At 70.6% G+C, this 19,865-nt stretch carries 20 protein-coding genes and 1 tRNA gene; 8 read left to right on the forward strand and 13 right to left on the reverse strand.

Annotated elements, in window-relative coordinates:
* Positions 1-6 precede the first annotated feature (6 nt).
* Together ACIHEJ_RS32345 and nth are read right to left on the reverse strand one after the other, a co-directional pair.
* Positions 7-702: an NUDIX hydrolase gene (locus ACIHEJ_RS32345; RefSeq protein WP_400140794.1), complete on the reverse strand. Its 696-nt coding sequence runs from the start codon at positions 700-702 to the stop codon at positions 7-9.
* A gap of 55 nt (positions 703-757) precedes the next feature.
* Positions 758-1,696 (reverse strand): endonuclease III, encoded by a 939-nt coding sequence (gene nth, locus ACIHEJ_RS32350; protein ID WP_400140796.1) that lies wholly within the window; start codon positions 1,694-1,696, stop codon positions 758-760.
* Positions 1,697-1,969: 273 nt separating this feature from the next.
* On the opposite strand from nth, the gene ACIHEJ_RS32355 reads away from it, so the two are divergent.
* Positions 1,970-2,644 carry a Crp/Fnr family transcriptional regulator gene (locus tag ACIHEJ_RS32355; protein ID WP_073887802.1) on the forward strand — a complete coding sequence of 225 codons (675 nt, stop codon included), beginning with the start codon at positions 1,970-1,972 and terminating at the stop codon, positions 2,642-2,644.
* A 115-nt stretch (positions 2,645-2,759) separates the two neighbouring features.
* Positions 2,760-3,581, forward strand: a complete 822-nt coding sequence (locus ACIHEJ_RS32360) for a nucleotidyltransferase domain-containing protein (protein WP_400140798.1) — start codon at positions 2,760-2,762, stop codon at positions 3,579-3,581.
* Here ACIHEJ_RS32360 and ACIHEJ_RS32365 read toward each other — a convergent pair.
* The 4 genes from ACIHEJ_RS32365 to ACIHEJ_RS32380 all read right to left on the reverse strand — a co-directional run bounded on the left by ACIHEJ_RS32365 (position 3,578) and on the right by ACIHEJ_RS32380 (position 5,988).
* A complete protein-coding gene (locus tag ACIHEJ_RS32365) occupies positions 3,578-4,408 on the reverse strand; it encodes an MBL fold metallo-hydrolase (protein ID WP_400140800.1) in 831 nt (276 codons plus the stop codon). The genes ACIHEJ_RS32360 and ACIHEJ_RS32365 overlap by 4 nt on opposite strands.
* Positions 4,405-5,298, reverse strand: a complete 894-nt coding sequence (locus tag ACIHEJ_RS32370; protein WP_400140802.1) for an NUDIX hydrolase — start codon at positions 5,296-5,298, stop codon at positions 4,405-4,407. The genes ACIHEJ_RS32365 and ACIHEJ_RS32370 overlap by 4 nt, the downstream gene beginning before the upstream one ends.
* Before the next feature lie 67 nt (positions 5,299-5,365).
* Positions 5,366-5,830 carry a RidA family protein gene (locus ACIHEJ_RS32375; RefSeq protein ID WP_400140804.1) on the reverse strand — a complete coding sequence of 155 codons (465 nt, stop codon included), beginning with the start codon at positions 5,828-5,830 and terminating at the stop codon, positions 5,366-5,368.
* The gene (locus ACIHEJ_RS32380) at positions 5,827-5,988 is read right to left on the reverse strand and encodes a DUF4177 domain-containing protein (RefSeq protein ID WP_003975360.1); all 162 of its coding nucleotides are present in this window, start codon (positions 5,986-5,988) and stop codon (positions 5,827-5,829) included. The genes ACIHEJ_RS32375 and ACIHEJ_RS32380 overlap by 4 nt, the downstream gene beginning before the upstream one ends.
* A 176-nt stretch (positions 5,989-6,164) precedes the next feature.
* Here ACIHEJ_RS32380 and ACIHEJ_RS32385 point away from each other — a divergent pair, with 176 nt between their 5' ends.
* Together ACIHEJ_RS32385 and ACIHEJ_RS32390 are read left to right on the forward strand one after the other, a co-directional pair.
* Positions 6,165-7,142 (forward strand): ArsA family ATPase, encoded by a 978-nt coding sequence (locus ACIHEJ_RS32385; RefSeq protein ID WP_400140806.1) that lies wholly within the window; start codon positions 6,165-6,167, stop codon positions 7,140-7,142.
* Positions 7,139-8,479, forward strand: coding sequence for an ArsA family ATPase (locus tag ACIHEJ_RS32390; protein WP_400140808.1), 1,341 nt, complete (start codon positions 7,139-7,141; stop codon positions 8,477-8,479). Before ACIHEJ_RS32385 ends, ACIHEJ_RS32390 begins: the two co-directional genes overlap by 4 nt.
* Before the next feature lie 322 nt (positions 8,480-8,801).
* Here ACIHEJ_RS32390 and wblA read toward each other — a convergent pair whose 3' ends face one another.
* Positions 8,802-9,140 (reverse strand): transcriptional regulator WblA, encoded by a 339-nt coding sequence (gene wblA / locus ACIHEJ_RS32395; RefSeq protein ID WP_132856581.1) that lies wholly within the window; start codon positions 9,138-9,140, stop codon positions 8,802-8,804.
* Between the two features lie 518 nt (positions 9,141-9,658).
* Here wblA and ACIHEJ_RS32400 point away from each other — a divergent pair.
* Complete coding sequence (locus ACIHEJ_RS32400) at positions 9,659-11,992, forward strand: transglycosylase domain-containing protein (protein WP_400140810.1); 2,334 nt, start codon at positions 9,659-9,661, stop codon at positions 11,990-11,992.
* A 63-nt stretch (positions 11,993-12,055) separates the two neighbouring features.
* Here the strand turns inward: ACIHEJ_RS32400 and ACIHEJ_RS32405 are convergent, their stop codons facing one another.
* Positions 12,056-12,523: a GatB/YqeY domain-containing protein gene (locus ACIHEJ_RS32405; RefSeq protein WP_400140812.1), complete on the reverse strand. Its 468-nt coding sequence runs from the start codon at positions 12,521-12,523 to the stop codon at positions 12,056-12,058.
* Positions 12,524-12,616: 93 nt separating this feature from the next.
* On the opposite strand from ACIHEJ_RS32405, the gene ACIHEJ_RS32410 reads away from it, so the two are divergent.
* The 3 genes from ACIHEJ_RS32410 to ACIHEJ_RS32420 all read left to right on the forward strand — a co-directional run bounded on the left by ACIHEJ_RS32410 (position 12,617) and on the right by ACIHEJ_RS32420 (position 14,826).
* Positions 12,617-13,543, forward strand: a complete 927-nt coding sequence (locus ACIHEJ_RS32410; protein WP_400140814.1) for a metallophosphoesterase — start codon at positions 12,617-12,619, stop codon at positions 13,541-13,543.
* Positions 13,544-13,927: 384 nt separating this feature from the next.
* Entirely contained in the window at positions 13,928-14,686 is a 759-nt protein-coding gene (locus ACIHEJ_RS32415; protein WP_400140816.1) for a Pr6Pr family membrane protein, read from the forward strand.
* A gap of 66 nt (positions 14,687-14,752) precedes the next feature.
* Positions 14,753-14,826: transfer RNA gene (locus tag ACIHEJ_RS32420), tRNA-Pro, on the forward strand.
* 83 nt (positions 14,827-14,909) lie between these two features.
* Here the strand turns inward: ACIHEJ_RS32420 and xerC are convergent.
* The 5 genes from xerC to ACIHEJ_RS32445 form a co-directional block, all read right to left on the reverse strand.
* On the reverse strand, positions 14,910-16,085 hold the full coding sequence (gene xerC / locus ACIHEJ_RS32425) for a tyrosine recombinase XerC (protein ID WP_400140818.1): 1,176 nt from the start codon (positions 16,083-16,085) through the stop codon (positions 14,910-14,912).
* A gap of 69 nt (positions 16,086-16,154) precedes the next feature.
* Positions 16,155-16,367: a helix-turn-helix domain-containing protein gene (locus ACIHEJ_RS32430; protein ID WP_400140820.1), complete on the reverse strand. Its 213-nt coding sequence runs from the start codon at positions 16,365-16,367 to the stop codon at positions 16,155-16,157.
* A 476-nt stretch (positions 16,368-16,843) separates the two neighbouring features.
* The gene (locus tag ACIHEJ_RS32435) at positions 16,844-18,328 is read right to left on the reverse strand and encodes an ATP-binding protein (protein ID WP_400140822.1); all 1,485 of its coding nucleotides are present in this window, start codon (positions 18,326-18,328) and stop codon (positions 16,844-16,846) included.
* Between the two features lie 2 nt (positions 18,329-18,330).
* Positions 18,331-19,170, reverse strand: a complete 840-nt coding sequence (locus ACIHEJ_RS32440) for a bifunctional DNA primase/polymerase (RefSeq protein ID WP_400140824.1) — start codon at positions 19,168-19,170, stop codon at positions 18,331-18,333.
* Positions 19,167-19,853: a class I SAM-dependent methyltransferase gene (locus tag ACIHEJ_RS32445; RefSeq protein ID WP_400140851.1), complete on the reverse strand. Its 687-nt coding sequence runs from the start codon at positions 19,851-19,853 to the stop codon at positions 19,167-19,169. The genes ACIHEJ_RS32440 and ACIHEJ_RS32445 overlap by 4 nt, the downstream gene beginning before the upstream one ends.
* Positions 19,854-19,865 lie beyond the last annotated feature (12 nt).

Consider the following 19,865-nt stretch of genomic DNA (forward strand, 5'->3'; position numbering starts at 1 on the left):
ACCCTGTCATGAGCGCCAGTCGAGCGGGACCTGCTTCTCTCTGTCCCAGGGGCGCTCCCAGCCCGCGAAATGCAGCAGGCGGTCGATCACCCCGGCCGTGAAACCCCAGACCAGGGCCGATTCGACCAGAAATGCCGGACCTCGGTGTCCGCTGGGGTGGACGGTGGTGGCGCGGTTGGCGGGGTCCGTGAGATCCGCCACGGGGACCGTGAAGACCCGCGCGGTCTCGTTCGGGTCGACGACGCCGACCGGTGTGGGCACGCGCCACCAGCCGAGCACCGGGGTGACGACGAAGCGGCTCACCGGGATGTAGAGGGCGGGCAGCACGCCGAAGAGCTGCACGCCGGCCGGGTCCAGCCCGGTCTCCTCCTTGGCCTCCCGCAGCGCCGCCCTGAGCGGCCCGTCGCCCTGCGGATCGCCGTCCTCGGGGTCGAGCGCGCCGCCGGGGAAGGACGACTGACCGGCGTGCGAGCGCAGCGACCCGGCGCGCTCCATCAGCAGCAGCTCGGGGCCGCGCGGCCCCTCGCCGAACAGGATCAGGACGGCGGATTTGCGGCCCGAGCCGTTCTCCGGCGGCAGGAAGCGGCTCAGCTGGAGCGGCTGGACCGTCTCGGCGGCCCGCACCACCGGGTCGAGCCAGTCCGGCAGTCCCTCCTTGCTGAGCGTCATCGCACCGCCCTGCCTGTCGCTGGTCCTCGTCATCGCCACCCCCGTCGCTCCGCCCTCTCCAACGCGCGAGGGCCCCGAGATCGTTCCGTCACGCGGCCCCCAGCGGCGGTGCCGGTCTGCCGCCCGCGTCGAGGTAGGCCTGCGGGGGCTTCAGGCGCTGGCCGGGAAAACCGCCCTTCTCGTACTTCAGGAGCTTCTGCGCCTTCTCCGGATCGGTCTCCCCCTCGCCGTACGCCGGGCAGAGCGGGGCGATCGGGCAGGCGCCGCAGGCGGGCTTGCGGGCGTGGCAGATCCGACGGCCGTGCCAGATCACATGGTGGGACAGGTCGGTCCAGTCGCTCTTCGGGAACAGCGCGCCGACGGCCGCCTCGATCTTGTCCGGGTCGGTCTCGTCGGTCCACCGCCACCGCCGCACCAGCCGCTGGAAATGCGTGTCGACCGTGATGCCGGGCCGCCCGAAGGCGTTGCCGAGGACGACGAAGGCGGTCTTGCGGCCGACGCCGGGCAGCTTGACGAGGTCCTCCAGCTTCCCGGGCACCTCACCGCCGAAGTCCTCGACGAGCGCCTTGGAGAGCCCTATGACCGACCTGGTCTTGGCCCGGAAGAAGCCGCAGGGCCGCAGGATCTCCTCGACCTTCTCCGGATCGGCGACGGCCAGGTCCTCGGCGGAGGGGTACTTCGCGAAGAGCGCCGGGGTGGTCTGGTTGACCCGAAGGTCGGTGGTCTGGGCCGACAGGACCGTGGCGACCAGGAGCTGGAAGGGGTTCTCGAAGTCCAGCTCGGGATGGGCGTACGGATACACCTCGGCCAGCTCGCGGTTGATCCGGCGAGCACGGCGGACCAGGGCGGTGCGGGACTCGTCCGCGGGCGGCTTCACAGCGATCTTCCTGGCGGTCGCGGCCTTTTTGGTCGAAATGTCCTTCTTGGCGGTCACGGCCTTCCTGGCAGGCGTAACCTTCTTGGCAGGAGCGACCTTTTTAGCCGTTCTGCCTGTTTTACTACTACCGCCGGAGCCCTGTTCGCCCACAGCGGAATCTCGTCGTACAACCACCCGCTTAGCCCCCTTGGCCTGTGCTCTCACCGGCGATTTGGACACCCGGCCAGCCTAGAGCCCGGCACCGACATCCGCCCCGGACCCGGAAGATCGGCCCCCGATTGGACCCCTGACGCTTACCCCGGGACACCTGTGCGGCATCCTTGTGACAGATCACACTGTTTGGACCGTCCGGCAAAATGGGGAACACGGTCCCCTGGCACGCGGGGGAGCAAGATCCCCTGAGCAGGTCGACAAGGAGGACTCGTGGACGACGTTCTGCGGCGCAACCCGCTCTTCGCGGCTCTCGACGACGAGCAGGCCGCGGAGCTTCGCGCCTCCATGAGTGAGGTGACCCTCGCACGCGGCGACTCACTCTTCCATGAAGGGGACCCCGGCGACCGGCTGTACGTCGTCACCGAGGGCAAGGTCAAGCTGCACCGCACCTCCCCCGACGGCCGCGAGAACATGCTCGCCGTCGTCGGCCCCGGAGAGCTGATCGGTGAGCTGTCGCTGTTCGACCCGGGCCCGCGCACCGCGACCGCGAGCGCGCTGACCGAGGTCAAGATGCTCGGTCTGGGCCACGGCGACCTCCAGCCCTGGCTGAACGTCCGCCCCGAGGTGGCCGGAGCCCTGCTGCGCGCCGTCGCCCGCCGCCTGCGCAAGACCAACGACGCCATGTCCGACCTGGTCTTCTCCGACGTCCCCGGCCGCGTGGCGCGCGCCCTGCTGGACCTCTCCCGCCGCTTCGGCGTGCAGTCCGAGGAAGGCATCCACGTCGTCCACGACCTCACCCAGGAGGAGCTGGCCCAGCTGGTGGGCGCCTCCCGCGAGACCGTGAACAAGGCCCTGGCCGACTTCGCCCAGCGCGGCTGGCTGCGCCTGGAGGCGCGCGCGGTGATCCTGCTGGACGTGGAGCGGCTGGCCAAGCGGTCACGCTGAACCGAGCCGGGGGCGGGTGCCCCCGGCCCCGAGGAGCGCCGTGCAGCACCGGGCCGACGCCCGGTGCTCACCGAAACGAGCTGCTCGACGGCCCTCGGCGCGGCACAGTTGCGCCATGCCCGAGACGATCAGCCGCCCCGGACTCGACCCCGGGGGCCACATCGCGCGCGAAGGCTCCCTCGCAAGCGTGCCCGACGCGTTCCGGCCCGTCGTGGCCGCCGTCCACGACCGGCTGCCGGACGCCTTCGGCGGACGGCTGCACAGCGCGTACCTCTACGGGTCGATCCCCCGCGGCACCGCGCGCGTGGGACGCAGCGATCTGGACCTCTTCGTCGTGCTCCACGACGAGCCCACCGACGGCGACCGTGCCGTCGTACGCGCCTTCGGGGAGACCGTCGACCAGGAGTTCCCGCAGATCGACGGCGTCGGCACGCTCCTGTACGGCCGGGACCGGCTGCTGAGCGACCTCGAGCGGTACGACCTGGCCTGGTTCCTCGCCTGCCTGTGCACCCCGCTGCTCGGCGACGACCTCGCCGCACAGCTGCCCCGCTACCGCCCCGACTCGCTGCTGGCCCGGGAGACCAACGGAGACCTGGCCCGGTGGCTGCCCCGCTGGCGGGAGCGGATCGCCGCCGCGGACGACACCGAGCGGGCCCGCCGTCCCCTGGTCCGCTTCATGTCCCGGCACCTCGTCCGTACGGGCTTCACGCTCGTCATGCCCCGCTGGCACGGCTGGACCAGCGACCTGCGCGAGATGGCCGGTGCCTTCGGTGCCTACTACCCCCGGCGGGCCGCCCAGATGGCCGAGGCGGCCGGGTACGGCCACGAACCCGTCGGCGACCCCGAGGTGCTGCGGTCGTACGTCGACGACCTGGGCCCCTGGCTCGCCGAGGAGTACGCGCGCGTGCACGGCGTCAAGGCACCCCGCCCGGACTAGATCAGCCCGTGCTCGCTCAGGTACTCCAGCTGGGCCCGTACCGACAGCTCCGCCGCCGGCCACAGCGAGCGGTCCACGTCGGCGTAGACGTGGGCGACGACCTGGCCCGGCGTGCGGTAACCGTCCTCGACCGCCGTCTCCACCTGGGCGAGCCGGTGCGCACGGTGGGCGAGGTAGAACTCGACGACGCCCTGGGCGTCCTCGAGGACGGGCCCATGACCCGGCAGGACCGTGTGCACGCCGTCGTCCACCGTCAAGGAGCGCAGACGGCGCAGGGAGTCCAGATAGTCCCCGAGCCGGCCGTCCGGGTGCGCCACGACCGTCGTGCCGCGCCCGAGGACGGTGTCGCCCGTCAGCACCGCCTGATCGGCCGGGAGATGGAAGCACAGCGAGTCCGCGGTGTGCCCGGGCGTGGGGACGACCCGCAGCTCCAGGCCGCCGACGGTGACGACGTCACCCGCGGCCAGACCCTCGTCACCGAGGCGCAGCGCCGGGTCGAGGGCACGTACGCGCGTGCCGGTCAGTTCCGCGAAGCGGCCGGCGCCCTCGGCGTGGTCGGGGTGGCCGTGGGTGAGCAGGGTCAGGGCTATGCGCTTGCCGGCCTTCTCGGCCGTGTCCACCACCGTGCGCAGATGACCGTCGTCCAGCGGGCCCGGGTCGATCACCACGGCCAGGTCGGAGTCCGGCTCGGCGACGATCCAGGTGTTGGTGCCGTCCAGGGTCATCGCGGAGGCGTTCGGCGCGAGGACGTTGACGGCCCGTTCGGTGGCCGGACCCGAGAGGACCCCGCCGCGGGGCTGGCCCGGCAGGGCGCTTGCGTCGGTCATGCGGGGCCTCCACCGGTCGTCTCGGCGGTCGTCGCAGCGGTCGGCACGTGCTTGGTGAACTCCTCGTGCCCTGGCCAGGACAGGACGATCTCGCCGTCCTGGAGGCGGGCCCGGGCCAGCACCGGCGTCATGTCGCGCGCGGGGGCCGCCGCCAGCGCCTCGGCGGCGCTGGCGTACGGCAGCAGCTGGCGCAGGGTGGCGACGGTGGGCGGCATCATCAGCAGCTCGCCCTTGTCGTACCCGGCGGCTGCCTCCTCGGGCCGGATCCACACCGTGCGGTCGGCCTCCGTGGAGGCGTTCCGGGTGCGCTGGCCCTCGGGCAGGGCGGCCACGAAGAACCAGGTGTCGTAGCGGCGGGCCTCGAACTCCGGGGTGATCCAGCGGGTCCAGGCGCCCAGCAGGTCCGAGCGCAGCACCAGGCCGCGCCGGTCGAGGAACTCGGCGAAGGACAGCTCGCGCGCGACCAGGGCGGCCCGGTCCGCCTCCCAGTCCTCCCCGGTGGTGTCGCCGACGACCGACTCCGGGTCGGGCCCGGCGAGCAGGACGCCCGCCTCCTCGTACGTCTCCCGGACGGCCGCGCAGACGATCGCCTGGGCGCCCGCCTCGTCGACGCCGAGCCGCTCGGCCCACCACGCGCGCGTGGGGCCGGTCCAGCGCACCAGGCGGTCGTCGTCACGCGGGTCTACACCGCCCCCGGGATACGCGTACGCGCCTCCGGCGAAGGCCATGGAGGCGCGTCTGCGCAGCATGTGGACGACCGGGCCGGATCCGGTGTCCTTCAGGAGCAGAACCGTGGCCGCGCGCCGGGGGGACACCGGGGTGAGGGTGCCGTCCGCGAGCGCGCGGATGCGGTCCGGCCACTCCGGGGGGTACCACTGACCGTTCGCCATGGCCGGAGGCTATCCCGTGTAGGGCGAATGTTCGAGAGGTACCCGAGGTCAGCGGGGCAGCGGTGGGTTACCGGGCCAGTTCGACCTGGATCTCGACCTCGACCGGGGCGTCCAGCGGCAGCACCGCGACGCCGACCGCGCTGCGGGCGTGCACGCCCTTGTCGCCGAGGACCTCGCCGAGCAGTTCGCTGGCGCCGTTGACGACACCGGGCTGCCCGGTGAAGTCGGCGGCGGAGGCCACGAAGCCCACGACCTTCACCACGCGCGCGATGCGGTCCAGGTCACCGGCGACGGACTTCACCGCGGCCAGCGCGTTCAGCGCGCACGTCCGGGCCAGTTCCTTGGCCTCCTCCGCGGTGACCTCTGCGCCCACCTTGCCGGTGACCGGCAGCTTGCCCTCGACCATCGGCAGCTGGCCGGCGGTGTAGACGTACACACCGGACTGCACGGCCGGCTGGTAGGAGGCCAGCGGCGGCACGACCTCCGGCAGGGTCAGACCCAGTTCGGCCAGCTTGGCCTCGACCGCGCTCATGCCTGCTTCTCCCGCTTCAGGTAGGCCACGAGCTGCTCGGGGTTGTTCGGCCCGGGCACGACCTGGACGAGCTCCCAGCCGTCCTCGCCCCAGGTGTCCAGAATCTGCTTCGTGGCATGGACGAGCAGCGGCACGGTTGCGTATTCCCACTTGGTCATGGGCCGACTGTAGCCGTTGTGGCCGGTGGGACCCGCGGCCGACCGTGACCGGCGTCGGGCACGGGCCGGACGGCCGACTGCGGCCCGCGTCGTCCACAGGCCGGGCGGCCGACTGTGACCTCCGTTATCCACAGCCTCGCGCGTGCCCGTCGGCGGGACTGGTTAGTCTCGAAGGCGTGAGCAGGCTCCAGGTCGTCAGCGGCAAGGGCGGGACCGGAAAGACGACGGTCGCCGCCGCACTCGCGCTGGCCCTCGCGACCGAGGGGAAGCGGACGCTTCTCGTGGAGGTCGAGGGCCGGCAGGGCATCGCGCAACTCTTCGAGACGGAGGCGCTTCCGTACGAGGAGAGGAAGATCGCGGTAGCCCCCGGCGGTGGGGAGGTGTACGCACTCGCCATAGACCCCGAACTGGCCCTTCTGGACTACCTCCAGATGTTCTACAAGCTGGGCGGGGCGGGCAGAGCGCTGAAGAAGCTCGGCGCCATCGACTTCGCCACCACCATCGCCCCGGGCATCAGGGACGTCCTCCTGACCGGCAAGGCGTGCGAGGCGGTGCGCCGCAAGGACAAGAGCGGCAGGTTCGCCTACGACTACGTCGTCATGGACGCCCCGCCGACCGGCCGCATCACCCGCTTCCTGAACGTCAACGACGAGGTGGCGGGCCTCGCGAAGATCGGCCCCATACACAATCAGGCGCAGGCGGTGATGCGGGTGCTGAAGTCGCCGGAGACGGCGGTGCACCTGGTGACGCTGCTGGAGGAGATGCCCGTCCAGGAGACCGCCGACGGCATCGCCGAACTGCGCGCGGCGCGGCTGCCGGTCGGCCGGGTCATCGTGAACATGGTCCGTCCGGAGGTGTTGGACGAGGCCGACCTGGAACTCGTACGGACCGTGGAGCGTTCCTCTGTCGCACAGGCGCTGTCGGCGGCCGGGCTGGGCGGGGCCCGCCGGGGCGGCAACGCGGAGAAGCTGGTGGACCCGCTGCTGGAGCAGGCCGCGGAGTACGCCGAGCGATACGCGCTGGAGCAGGAGCAGCGCGCGGCCCTCGGTGAGCTGGGCCTGCCCCTGGACGAACTGCCACTGCTCGCCGAGGGCATGGATCTGGCGGGCCTGTACGAACTCGCCACCGAGCTGCGGAAGCAGGGGTTGTCATGAGTCCGGACCCGGCTGAGACGCCCGAGACGGCCGAGGGCCCCGAGAAGGGCCGCCGTCTCTCCCCCACGCGCGCGCTGGACGTCGACCCGCTGCTGGATGACCCGGGGACCCGGATCGTGGTGTGCTGCGGCTCGGGCGGGGTCGGCAAGACGACGACCGCGGCGGCCCTGGGCCTCAGGGCCGCCGAGCGGGGCCGCAAGGTGGTCGTCCTGACCATCGACCCGGCCAAGCGACTGGCCCAGTCGATGGGCATCGACTCGCTCGACAACGTCCCGCGCCGGGTGAAGGGCACCGAGGGCGACGGCGAACTGCACGCCATGATGCTCGACATGAAGCGCACCTTCGACGAGGTCGTGGAGGCGCACGCGGACCCCGAGCGGGCGGCCGCGATCCTGGCGAACCCCTTCTACCAGTCGCTCTCGGCGGGCTTCGCGGGCACGCAGGAGTACATGGCGATGGAGAAGCTGGGCCAGCTGCGCGCGAAGGACGAGTGGGACCTGATCGTGGTCGACACCCCGCCGTCCCGCTCGGCACTGGACTTCCTGGACGCGCCCAAGCGGCTCGGCTCCTTCCTGGACGGCCGGCTGATCCGCCTGCTGACCGCACCCGCCAAGCTGGGCGGGCGCGCCGGCATGAAGTTCCTGAACGTCGGCATGTCGATGATGACCGGCACGCTGGGCAAGCTGCTGGGCGGCCAGCTGCTGAAGGACGTACAGACGTTCGTGGCCGCTATGGACACCACCTTCGGCGGGTTCCGTACCCGCGCGGACGCCACGTACAAGCTGCTCCAGGCGCCCGGCACCGCGTTCCTGGTGGTGGCGGCCCCGGAGCGGGACGCGTTGCGCGAGGCCGCGTACTTCGTGGAGCGGCTGGCCGCGGAGGACATGCCGCTGGTCGGACTGGTGCTCAACCGGGTCCACGGCACCGGCGCCGGCCGGCTGTCGGCCGAGCGGGCGCTCGCCGCCGCGGAAAATCTTGAGGACCTCCGCATTGTGGATCAGGGGGACGGGAAAGCTGGACTTCGTAACTCTCCCGACACGTACGGCAGTTCACCAACTCCCGCATCCGAGACCGCGACCGCTGCCGCTGCTCCCGAAGAAGGCTCCCCCGCCGACCCGGAGCACTCGGTCGACCGGCTCACCGCGGGCCTGCTGACACTGCATGCCGAGCGCATGCAGCTGCTCTCTCGGGAGCAGCGCACGCGTGATCGCTTCACCGCCCGTCACCCCGAGGTGGCGGTGGTCGACGTACCCGCACTCCCCGGCGACGTGCACGATCTCGCGGGCCTGCGCGACATCGGCAGCCGGCTGGCCGCGGGGCGGCCGGAGCCTGCCTAGGCGGATGGGGCACACGGGAATGGGTCCCGTGCGGAACGGCACGCAGACGTCCGCATGCGGGCGGACCCCGGGGACTGAGCGGACTCGTGCGTGCGGGCGTCCGGGCGCGGTCTCACACCTATGACAGACGCGCGGTCTCACCCGTATGGAGATGCAGGCGGTCTGCCACGTATGGAGACACGGGCGGTCTGCCACGTATGGAGACACGGGCGGTTTCACACGTACGGACGTACGCGCGGAGTCGCACATGCGCGTGTACGCGCGGCCGTACGCGAGCCGCGACCTCCAGGGACCGTGCGGCCGTGCCCCGAGGAAGACGCCCTCAACTCACCGCCGCGTAGTTCTCGTACACCTCGTCGCTGTCGAGGGGCACGATGCCCGTGCCACGCTCGTACTCCGAGCGGGCGGTTTCGAGCAGCCTGCGCCAGGAGGTCACGGTGGGCCGCCGGCGCAGCAGTGCGCGGCGTTCCCGCTCCGTCATGCCTCCCCACACGCCGAATTCGACGCGGTTGTCCAGCGCGTCAGCCAGGCATTCGGTGCGTACCGGACATCCGGTGCACACCGCCTTGGCCCTGTTCTGCGCTGCTCCCTGAACGAACAGTTCATCCGGATCGGTAGTGCGGCAGGCAGCCTGCGCACTCCAGTCGGTTACCCAGCCCATACCGGCGCCGTCCTCTCCCGAATCGAGGCTCCCCCACGGCGGCAGCGGCATATTCACCGCCGCCAGTTGAGGACGTTACGGAAGGTGGGCACAGCGCAACACCCCCTTCGGGCCCAATCTTGAATGGCCCGAACGGACTATGGGTAAACGGCAGATCACCCGGGGGAGTGAGCTGGCGACATATGCGGCTCTCCCGACAAAACGGGACGGCTGTGGTGCGCCACACCGGGCATCAGGTGACACACGAGGCGGATTCGGACGCGTTCTCCCCAGAAGCCGGACCCGTCCCCGCAGAAAAACCGGGCCACGTCCGGAACGATTCGGGGTCGCCGGACGTATTGATACGTGACCGCACTGCCGTGACAGTTGAGAGCAGCTTAGGCCAATGCCTGCGTGCGTGTCCGGGAAATGGAAACGTAGGCAGGTCAGGTCGCGCTGCCATCACGATCCGGCAGCCGAACATCCCGAGGGGGAGCCGCTCCCTCGGATCGGCCATCAGCACGGATTAGGCTGCCCCCATGCCAAAGAAGCGCTCGGGTGGTGGTCTGTCGCCAACGCAGCAGGCCGCCAAGTTCCTCGGTGTCAGTGTGCTCGCAGGAGCCGTGATGGCGGGTATCGCGCTGCCTGCGGCCGGCGCGCTGGGCCTCGCGGCCAAGGGATCGGTCAAGAGCTTCGACGAGATCCCGGCCAACCTCAAGAGTCCCCAGCTGAGCCAGCGCACGACGATCCTGGACAACCAGGGCAAGCAGATCGCGACCGTCTACTCCCGCGACCGTACGGTGGTCGACCTCAAGGACATGTCGCCGTACGTGCAGAAGGCGATCGTCGCGATCGAGGACTCACGCTTCTACAAGCACGGCGCGATCGACCTCAAGGGCGTGCTGCGCGCGCTGAACAAGAACGCGCAGAGCGGCGGGGTCGCCCAGGGCGCCTCCACGCTCACCCAGCAGCTGGTGAAGAACTACTTCATCGAGGAGGCCGGCGACGACCCGACGAAGGTCGCCGAGGCCACCCAGCAGACCCTCGGACGCAAGATCCGCGAGCTGAAGTACGCGATCCAGATCGAGGACAAGCTCGGCAAGAAGAAGATCCTCGAGAACTACCTGAACATCACCTTCTTCGGCGAGCAGGCGTACGGCGTCGAGGCCGCCGCCCAGCGTTACTTCTCCAAGCACGCCAAGGACCTGAACCTGCAGGAATCGGCGCTGCTGGCCGGCATCGTTCAGTCCCCGAGCCGCTACGACCCCGTCAACGACGAGGCGGAGGCCACCAAGCGGCGCAACATCGTGCTGCAGCGCATGGCCGAGGTCGGCGACATCTCCCAGAAGGAGGCCGACCGGGCCAAGCAGGAACCGCTCGGACTGCACCCCAGCCGGCCCAGGAACGGCTGCATCACGGCGGTCAAGGGCGCCGGCTTCTTCTGCGACTACGTCCGCGACACGGTCCTGACCGACCCGGTCTTCGGCAAGACAAAGGAGGAGCGGGCGAAGCTCTGGAACCAGGGCGGTCTGACGATCCGTACGACGCTGGACCCGCAGGCGCAGCAGTCCGTGCAGGCCTCCGTCAAGGACCACGTCTACAAGTCCGACGCCGTGGCCACGGCCGCGTCCATCGTCGAGCCCGGCACCGGCAAGATCCTCGCCATGGGCCAGTCCCGCCCGTACGGCTTCGGCCCGAACGAGACGCAGATCAACCTGTCCGTCAACCAGGAGATGGGCGGCGGCGCCGGTTACCAGCCCGGTTCGACGTTCAAGCCGATCGTCGCGGCGGCCGCCATCGAGGGCGGCAAGCCCCCGACGCAGGAGTACTCCTCGCCGTACGAGATGCCGTACCCGAGCCCGGTCAACGCGTGCAACGGCAGGATCTGGCGCAACGACCCGCGCAAGCCCGCCAAGCTGACGAACGAGAACGAGTCGGAGCACGGCCCGTACGGCATGAAAGAGGCGACCGCCAAGTCGGTCAACACCTACTACGTGCAGCTGATCAGCGACATCGGCATCTGCCCGGTCATCGACATGGCCAAGAAGATGGGCGTGGCGCGCGCGGACGGCCGCAAGATCGACCAGGCCCCCTCCATCGCGCTGGGCACCCAGGAGATGTCCCCGCTGACGATGGCGAACGCGTACGCCACCTTCGCCTCGCGCGGCATGTACTGCACCCCGGTCGCCATCGAGTCGATCACGCGCAAGGTCGGCAGCCAGGTGAAGTCCATGGAGGTGCCGAAGTCCACCTGCTCGCGCGCGATGTCGGAGAAGACCGCGGACACCGTCAGCACGCTGCTGAAGGGCGTGGTCGAGGACGGTACGGGTCAGGAGGCCGGTCTCGGCGACCGCCCGAGCGCGGGCAAGACCGGTACGACGGACGAGCGCTTCGCGGCCTGGTTCGTCGGCTACACCCCGAACATGGCGGGCGCGGTCTGGGTCGGCGACCCGCAGCACAAGCGCAAGATGATCAACATCTCCATCGGCGGCGTCCCGCACGACAAGGTGTTCGGTGGTGAGGTCCCCGGCCCGATCTGGCGCGACATGATGAACGGCGCCCTGGAGGGCAAGCCCGTGGAGGACTTCAACCTGGTCGACATCCCCGACGACGACTCCGGGGACGGCCAGGGAAAAGGCCGAGGGGGGGACAACGGGGGGACCAACGGGGACACGACGGGTCAGGTGATCGGCGGACTGATCGGCGGACTGACGGACGGGGGCACCACTGACGGCGGCACCACGGGTGACACCACCGCCGGCGCCACCGGCGGCACGATCCCCACGCCGACGTTCTCCCTCCCCGGGAACTTCATCCAGGGCCAGGGCAACGGCGGGCCCTCCGGCAACGGAAACGGGGGCCGGCGGGGCTAGCTCCCACGAGTACGGACGTACGGCGGCGGGGCCGTGGCCCGGCTCTGGAGCAGCCTCTCCGGCTCAGCCCTGGAGCAGCTTCTTCACCGCGGCGGCGACCCGGCCGCCCTCGGCCTGGCCGGCCACCTTCGGGTTCACGATCTTCATGACGGCGCCCATGGCCCGCGGGCCCTCGGCACCCGCCGCCTTCGCCTCCTCGACGGCCTGGGCGACGATCGCGTCCAGCTCGTCGTCGGACAGCTGCTTGGGCAGGTACTCGGCGAGCACCTCGCCCTCCGCCTTCTCCCGCTCGGCGGACTCGGCACGACCACCCTGCGCGAAGGCCTCGGCGGCCTCACGGCGCTTCTTCGCCTCGCGGGTGATCACCTTGAGCACCTCGTCGTCGGACAGCTCCCGCTTCTCCTTGCCCGCGACCTCCTCCTTGGTGATCGCGGCGAGCGTCAGCCGGAGCGTGGAGGAGCGGAGCTCGTCGCGCTCCTTGATCGCGGCGTTGAGGTCGTCGTGCAGCTTCGACTTGAGCGTGGTGGTCATGGGGACGATTGTCGCAGGTGCAGCGCCGCGAACGCCCGTTGATTTAGCGGCCGCCCGGTCTCGACGGCTCCCGGGGTCTGACACGATGGTCGTATGCGCGCGCGATACGGAGTACCCCTGGGAATCATGGCGGCAGGTGCCGCCGGGCTGGCGTACGCGGCGGGCTTCGAGGCCCGCTCGTTCCGCCTGCGACGGGTGACGGTGCCGGTCCTGCCGCCCGGCATGCGCCCCCTGCGCATGCTCCAGGTCTCCGACATCCACATGGTGAGCGGCCAGCGCAAGAAGCAGCGCTGGCTGCAGTCGCTGGCGGGGCTGCGCCCCGACTTCGTGATCAACACGGGCGACAACCTGTCGGACCCGGAGGGCGTGCCGGAGGTCCTGGACGCCCTCGGCCCCCTGATGGAGTTCCCCGGCGCCTACGTCTTCGGCTCCAACGACTACTACGGCCCCAAACTCCGCAACCCCGCCCGCTACTTGCTGGAGAAGACGAGCGGCCGTCACGGACTGAACGGCAACCCGCCGGCCGTCGGCGCCCTCCACAACCCGTGGGAGGACCTGCGCGACGGCTTCGACACGGCAGGCTGGCTGAACCTGACGAACACGCGGGGCGTGCTGAAGGTCGAGGGCGTGTCGATCGAGCTGACCGGCCTGGACGACCCGCACATCAAGCGTGACCGCTACGCCCGGGTGGCGGGCGGCCCGACGGGGTCGTACGACTTCTCCATGGGCGTGGTCCACGCCCCCTACCTGCGCACTCTGGACGCCTTCACGGCGGACGGCTACCCCCTGATCCTGGCCGGCCACACGCACGGCGGCCAGCTCTGCATCCCCTTCTACGGCGCCCTGGTCACCAACTGCGACCTGGACACGGACCGGGTGAAGGGCCTCTCCACGCACACGGCCGAGGGCCGCACGTCCTACCTCCACGTCTCAGCGGGCTGCGGCACCAACCGCTACACCCCGGTCCGCTTCGCCTGCCCTCCGGAGGCGACGCTGCTGACGTTGGTGGAACGGCAGTAGGTCCAGCGGACGGCGGGGCGCAGGCAGGGCCGGGGGCCGGGGGGCCGCCGGGCGCCTGCCGGGCACGTGAAGCGGGGCGCGGAGACCACCGGGCACGAGAGACCACCGGACGCGGGAGACCACCGGACGCGGGAGACCACCGGACACGGGAGACCACCGGACACGGGAGGCTGAGCGCGCCAGGCCCGGAGCGGAAGGCCACGGGCCGGCCCGCCGAGAGCGGGAGACCGGAGCCGGAGATCAGGAACAGGGCCGGGGGCCGGACGACCGGGCCGCAAGGCCCCGGAACCGGAGACCCGACCGGGAGCAGGGCGCGGGACGTGCCGTAACCCACCCGGGCTACTCCACATGGCCCCCACCCCCACCCCTTCCTAGCGTGAGGGCATGACCGCCCCGATACCCAGGGACATCCCGGACCTCCCCGCGGTCCCGGGCCCGCCCCTGCTGCTGCCCGCACCGGTCCCGGCCGCGGCGGTGGTGCCTCCGGTCCGCCGCCCCCTCACCGCCGTCTTCCGCCTGCTGACCGCGCTGGCCGCGGTGGCCGGCGTCGCCCTGGAACTCCTCCTTTCCGCCCCGGCCAGGACGCTGAGCTACTTCAGCGTCCAGGCGAGCATCCTGCTGGCCGTGGTCATGCTCCTGTCGGCCAACCGGGCCTGGCGGGCACGCCGCCCGCTGTCGTCCACCGTGACAGGCGCCACACTCCTGTACGTCGTGATCGGCGCGCTCGTGTACCACCTGCTCCTGGACCACACGACGCCCCCGTTCTCGATGACCGGCGCGACGACAGCCCCGGAGCGCTGGCACGCCCAGTGGGCGGCCCTCCAGATCCTCCACACGCTGGTCCCGACGGCGGCCGTGCTGGACTGGCTTCTCCTCACCCCCGCGGCCCGCCTGCACCTGCGCCAGGCCGCCACCTGGATGCTCTGCCCCACGGCCTACCTGGCCTTCACCCTCGGCCGAGCCGCCGTCCTCGGGCCGTCCGCCCCGGCCCGCTACCTCTACCCCTTCCTGGACGTGGCCGCCCACGGCTACCGCAGCACCCTGGCCAACGCCCTCCTCCTGGGCCTCGCGATGTACGCCCTGGCCCTCCTCCTGGTCGTCCTGGACCACGCCCGCCCGACCCCGACCCGCCGCCCCCTCTGAATCGGATTTCGTCTACGGCCACCGGTGGGCTAAAGTAAACGTCGTCGCCGCGACAAGCAGCGACATCGGGGTGTAGCGCAGCTTGGCAGCGCGCTTCGTTCGGGACGAAGAGGTCGTGGGTTCAAATCCCGCCACCCCGACGCTGGTCAAAGGCCAGGGAGTAAATTTACTCCCTGGCCTTTGTCGTGCTCGGGGGGCCAAACAGGGGGCCAAAGGATTTCGATCAAGCCTCGCAGGCGGTCGCCTCACGCCGCTGGGCAAAGATCACGTCCATGGCTTCCGCGCCCTCGGTGATGACCGGCCGGAGCTGCTTCCGGTAGACGGCCTCCGTCGTCGCCTGACTGGTGTGTCCGACGAGCTGCGCGATGCGCTCCAGCGGAATGCCGTGGTCCGAGAGCAGCGAGACGAAGCTGTGCCGCAGCTCGCGCGGCGTCCACTCAGGTGCCAGCCCCGCCTTCTTCACGATGGCCTTGAAATCACGTCGGACGTTGGCCGCGTCCAGCGGTTCACCGGACCGCGTCGTGAAGACGCGGCCGGCCGGACTCCACTCCATACCTCGGGACGCCCTCTCCTGCTTCTGCCACCGCTTGTGCTCCTCGAGCACGTCGACCACCTGCTTCGGCAGAGCGATGGTCCGCCGGCTCTTCCTGGTCTTGGTCTCGCCGTGCTTGCGCACCGATCGCCACACGGCGACGTGAGGCGGGGTGCCGTCCTCCGTCTCCAGGAAGACGTGGTCCCAGGTGAGGGGCCGCGCCTCCTCCGTACGTACGCCGCTGAGGAGCGAAAGCACGAGGTAGGCGTACAGCCGCGACGGGCGAGCGGCGGCGAGCACGGCTTCCGCCTGCTTCAGGTTCAATGCCTTGCTCGGACGCCCAGGCTGTCCCTCCGGAGCGGTGACGAGCAGGGCGACGTTCCGTGCGGCCTTGTCCCTGCGCTGAGCGTGCTCGATGGAGCGGCGCAGGATAGCGAGCAGGTCGCGGAGACTGCGCGTCGCGAGGAATTCGGCCCGGCCCTCCAGCCAGTCATCGACGTCGTCCGCGCTGAGGTCCTTCAACTTGGCTTTGCCGATGAACGGGAGCAGGTGCTTGTTCGCCATCGAGCGGTTCTTGCCGATGGTTCCCTTCTCGTCACGCCCCTTCAGGCCGCGCTCCAGCCAGTCGTTCACCGCGTCGGCCACGGTGTAGTTGGCCGGCGTCTTGACGCCGGACTGCACTTCCTTTTTCAGGTCCCGGATCTTCTGGCGGACCTCGGTCTTGGTCTTGCCGTACACCTTCGGCCGACGGCGCTTGCCGTTCGGGGCGTATCCGAGGGACACGGCGCCCACGTAGCGGTTCTTCGCCGCGTCCCAGTAGATCGTGTCTTCGCCGTGGCCAGCCCTGCGCTTAGGCGTCTCGGTCATGTGGTGTTCTCCAAATGAGCGGGCCGCACCCGATGGCGCGGCCCGGTTGATGCGAACGAACGGAGGAAGTCAGGCGGCTACTTCTGCCTCGCGCTTGAGCAGCTCGACGTACTGCGCGATGTACTCGGGCGGAATGAGTCGCCGACGGCCGATCCGAACCGTCTGGAGACGCCCAAGGCGGATCTCCTCGTAAACCAGCGAGCGACCGATACCCAAGGCCGCCGCTGCTTCTTCCGGTCGGTACAAAACCCGCTCAGCGGGAGAGGCAAGCGTGATGCTCATCCGGGGGGCCTCCTAGGCAGTTCGTTTTTGCCGTCGGGGTTGGGCTCGCGACCTCGGCACACGCCTGTCCGAGGTCCGGATTTCTGCGTCACCGCGTCAGGCACGTCATTTGCGGCCCTGACCTGCGGTTATGCGGTGACGCGGGCAGCTCGGGGCGTGTCACCGGGCGAGGCGGGGCTCTGTCACGCGTGACGCGGGTGACGCGGGATGACGCAGGTGTCGGCTGTCTGCGTCATCGCTGTAGCCCCTGGTCAGGGGCCGGTTTCGGGTGGCTGGTGACGTGGGTGACGCAGCGTTTCTTCTCTTAGGAAAGAAAAAGGGGTGGTGTCTTTCGTAGTGCGCGGCTCAGGACGTGAAGAAGGAGCCGCTGCGCGGCGCGACTTGCGCAGCGGCGGCAAGCCGCCGTAACAGCAAGAGGAGCACGCGCGGCCCGGGGTGCTCCTCTTGCTTGTTCGGTGCGCGCCGGGTGGCGCGGGTCAGAACGCCGCTTCCTGCTCGTGCGGGGCCGGGAGCGTGAGCGGGGTGCTGCGGGTCATTTCGATGTAGCGGGCGGAGCTGGTGCGGCCCCAGTCGATGACGACGCCGCGTGCGGCGAGGGTCGGCTGCAGCCGCTTGAGCCGGTCGGATAGGACCTTGCCGGTGGTAGGCCAGCCCTTGGGCAGCGGACGGCACTCCTCGCCGCTGTAGAGGCTGGTGAGGCAGTGCAGCCACTCCGACGACGTCATGCGCACTTCCGTACCGGCGTCGAGCCCGGCCGCGTGCTGCAGAACCGTCTGCGCCAGCAGGTCGCCCTCGATGACGTCGTCATTGAGGTCGTCGAGACTGGCCCGGTAGGCCCTGAGGGCACCGAAACCGGTAGCCGCATCGAGCTGCGCGCACAGGTGGGCGAAGTCGGCCATCCGCAGGTCGGTGGGGGTCTCCGCCGCGGCGGCCCGCACCTTCACCGTCAGGTCCAGCAGGGAGCCGAGAACGACGGGGAGGATCTCCGCGTACTCCGCCCACAGCTCCGCCTCGGTCCGCCGCACCCGGGGCCGCACGAGCCGGAGCGGGAGGAGGCGTTCGGCGAGGTCGGGGCGGATGACACCGACGTCGATGCCGGTCAGGAGCATCGGGCGTCGGTAGCGGGAGCGGACGACATCCCCGTCGGTGAAGAGCGCGCGCTTGATGCTCTCGGCGCCGGTGACGATGCAGCACATGAGGTCGGACAAGTCAGGGGGCAGGTGGGAGAGGTTGTCCAGGGCGGTGACCCATCCGGCGGCGACGGCCGTGATCATGTTCTCCTCGTCCTTCGGGGCCCGGCGAAGGTCGCCACTCATCCCTTCGATGATCCGCACCAGCATCCGGCCGCCGGTGGACTTGCCCGCCCCCTGCGGCCCGGTGAGAAAGGGGGCGGGGACGGGCACGGACGGCTCCAGGCAGCCGATGAGCCAGGCGAGGGCCAGGCACTCGGTCTCGGCGCTGGCGAAGTTGCACAGGCGGAGCAGGAGGTCGATGCCCTTGCCCTCGGTGTCCCGGGCGGGCAGCGGAAGCTCGCCGGTGAGCTGGGTGCGGCGCCAGCAGACTTCTTGCGGGTCGGGGGTGAGGATGTCCCAGCCGGTGGGGTGGATACGGACGCACTGGCCGTCGTCGCGGCCCAGGTCGAGCCAGGTCGCACCGTCAAAGCCCGGGGCGACGCGGATGTGGGTGGGCTGTACGTCCTCGGTCAGGGCGAGTGCTTCGATCAAGTCCAGCGCCTCCTTGAGTGCCGTGCCGTTGAACACGCCGATGCCGTCCTTGAAGAGGCCGACCATGAGTTCCTGCCGGTGGCTCCCGGTCGTGCCCTGGGAGCGGATCGGGCGGGCGACGGGGTGGCCGTTCTTCTGCGCGTAGACGGTGCCGTCGATGGTGCGGAAGTACCGGAAGTGCGCTTGCGCGTAGTCGGTGATGATCTGGCGGGCCGGAGTCTTCTCTTCCTCGGACATGGCTACATCCCCAGTGCGGTGCGGGCGTTGGTCCACGCGTCGGTGCAGTGCCGGGCGGATTCGCCCTTGGCCTGCGCGGCGGTGAACAGCCGGGCGACATAGGCGTCGGTGAGGCAGCCGCACCGGCCATGGGCCGACAGCACCGCCAGGAACGTCTGGTACACGGTGGCGTGGACCTGGCTGCGGGCCTCCGTAATGCGCTGCTCGGCCATGGCGATACCGCGCTCCAGGTAGACGGGCGTCCGATGGCGACAGTCCCCGCCCTCAGTCCCGACGGGCACGGCGATACCCTGCTGCCCTCGCCTGGCCGCAGCTGGCTCCTTCACGGCCAGCACGCGCACTTCCGCCGGCAGCTCCGTGACGGTGCCGATGCCGGGGCCCAGCCACCGGGCGTAAGCCATCGTGGACTTGATGTCGACACCGGACCGTACGGCGTTGGCGGACTGCATGGCGCCCTGGTAGATCCAGTGCTCGCCCCGGGTCGTCGGCACGGTCCGTGTGGCGGGCAGGGTCTCGCGGGCCCATGCGATGGCGGCCGGGTTGTCAAGGTCGACGACGGTGAGGCCGGCGCCGCCGGGGTGGTAGGCCACCCCCGCCGCTTCCCGCCAGGCCCGCGCCCACGTCGGCGCGGTGATGGTGTGGGGATCGGTGGTGGCGGCGGCCCAGCCGTGGCACGGCGCCGGGCAGGTGCAGGGGCCCGGGTTCTTCATGTTCGGTCGGCCACCGCATGCATTCTGTGCGCAAGCCGGGCAGTTCCCGAAGGGCACCTTGCCTTTCCGCAGGGGCAGCACGGGCAGGCCGTCGGCCGCGAGGTCGAGTGCGGTGTTCAGGTGCTCGCTCATGCCGCCGCCCCCAGCGCACGGGAGGCGAGGAAGGCGCGGCCGATGTGTTCGGCGTAGGCGGGTGGGATGCATTCGCGGATGCCGTCGCGGTTCATCCACGGCACGCCCATCACCCACCGGGCGAGGTCGACTCCGGAGAAGTTGCCGACGAACTGGCCGTAGTGCCGGGGCGGGACGGGGCGGCCCATCTTCGCCTGCGGCACGGTGTGGGCCGGGTGCTCGGGCTGGGCGAGGTGGAAGCCTCCGCCGGTCTCGAAGAACCGGTGGCGGTACGTCTCCAGTCCGAACATGGGCCCGCAGAGCATCACCGGTCGGCGGAGCTTGGGCGCGGCGCCGCCCACGTTCTCCATCACCCACGGCCGCCCGGTGGTCTCCAGCGCGGTGCGGGTGGGGGCGATGAGGTCGGGGTGCTCGCGGTTCTGGATGCGCTGGCAGTCGCTGTCGTGCTGGCACGGCGGTGAGGCGTGGATGAAGTCGAATTCCGCCCCGTGCTCCAGGACGAAGGCGATGGCGTCGGCCTGCACGAACCGGAAGGGGTAGCGGGGCTGCGGGTTCTTGTCGACGCCGGTCACGTCGAAGCCGGCGTCGTCGTAGCCCTTTGCGGCGCCGCCCTGGCAGCAGTACAGGTCCAGTAAGCGCGGACGCCGTCCGCGTACTCGCCGGATGTCGGTGGGTTGGGTCATGCTGGGAGACCT

This window comes from Streptomyces sp. NPDC052301 (genome assembly GCF_044593395.1).
Taxonomy (GTDB): domain Bacteria; phylum Actinomycetota; class Actinomycetes; order Streptomycetales; family Streptomycetaceae; genus Streptomyces.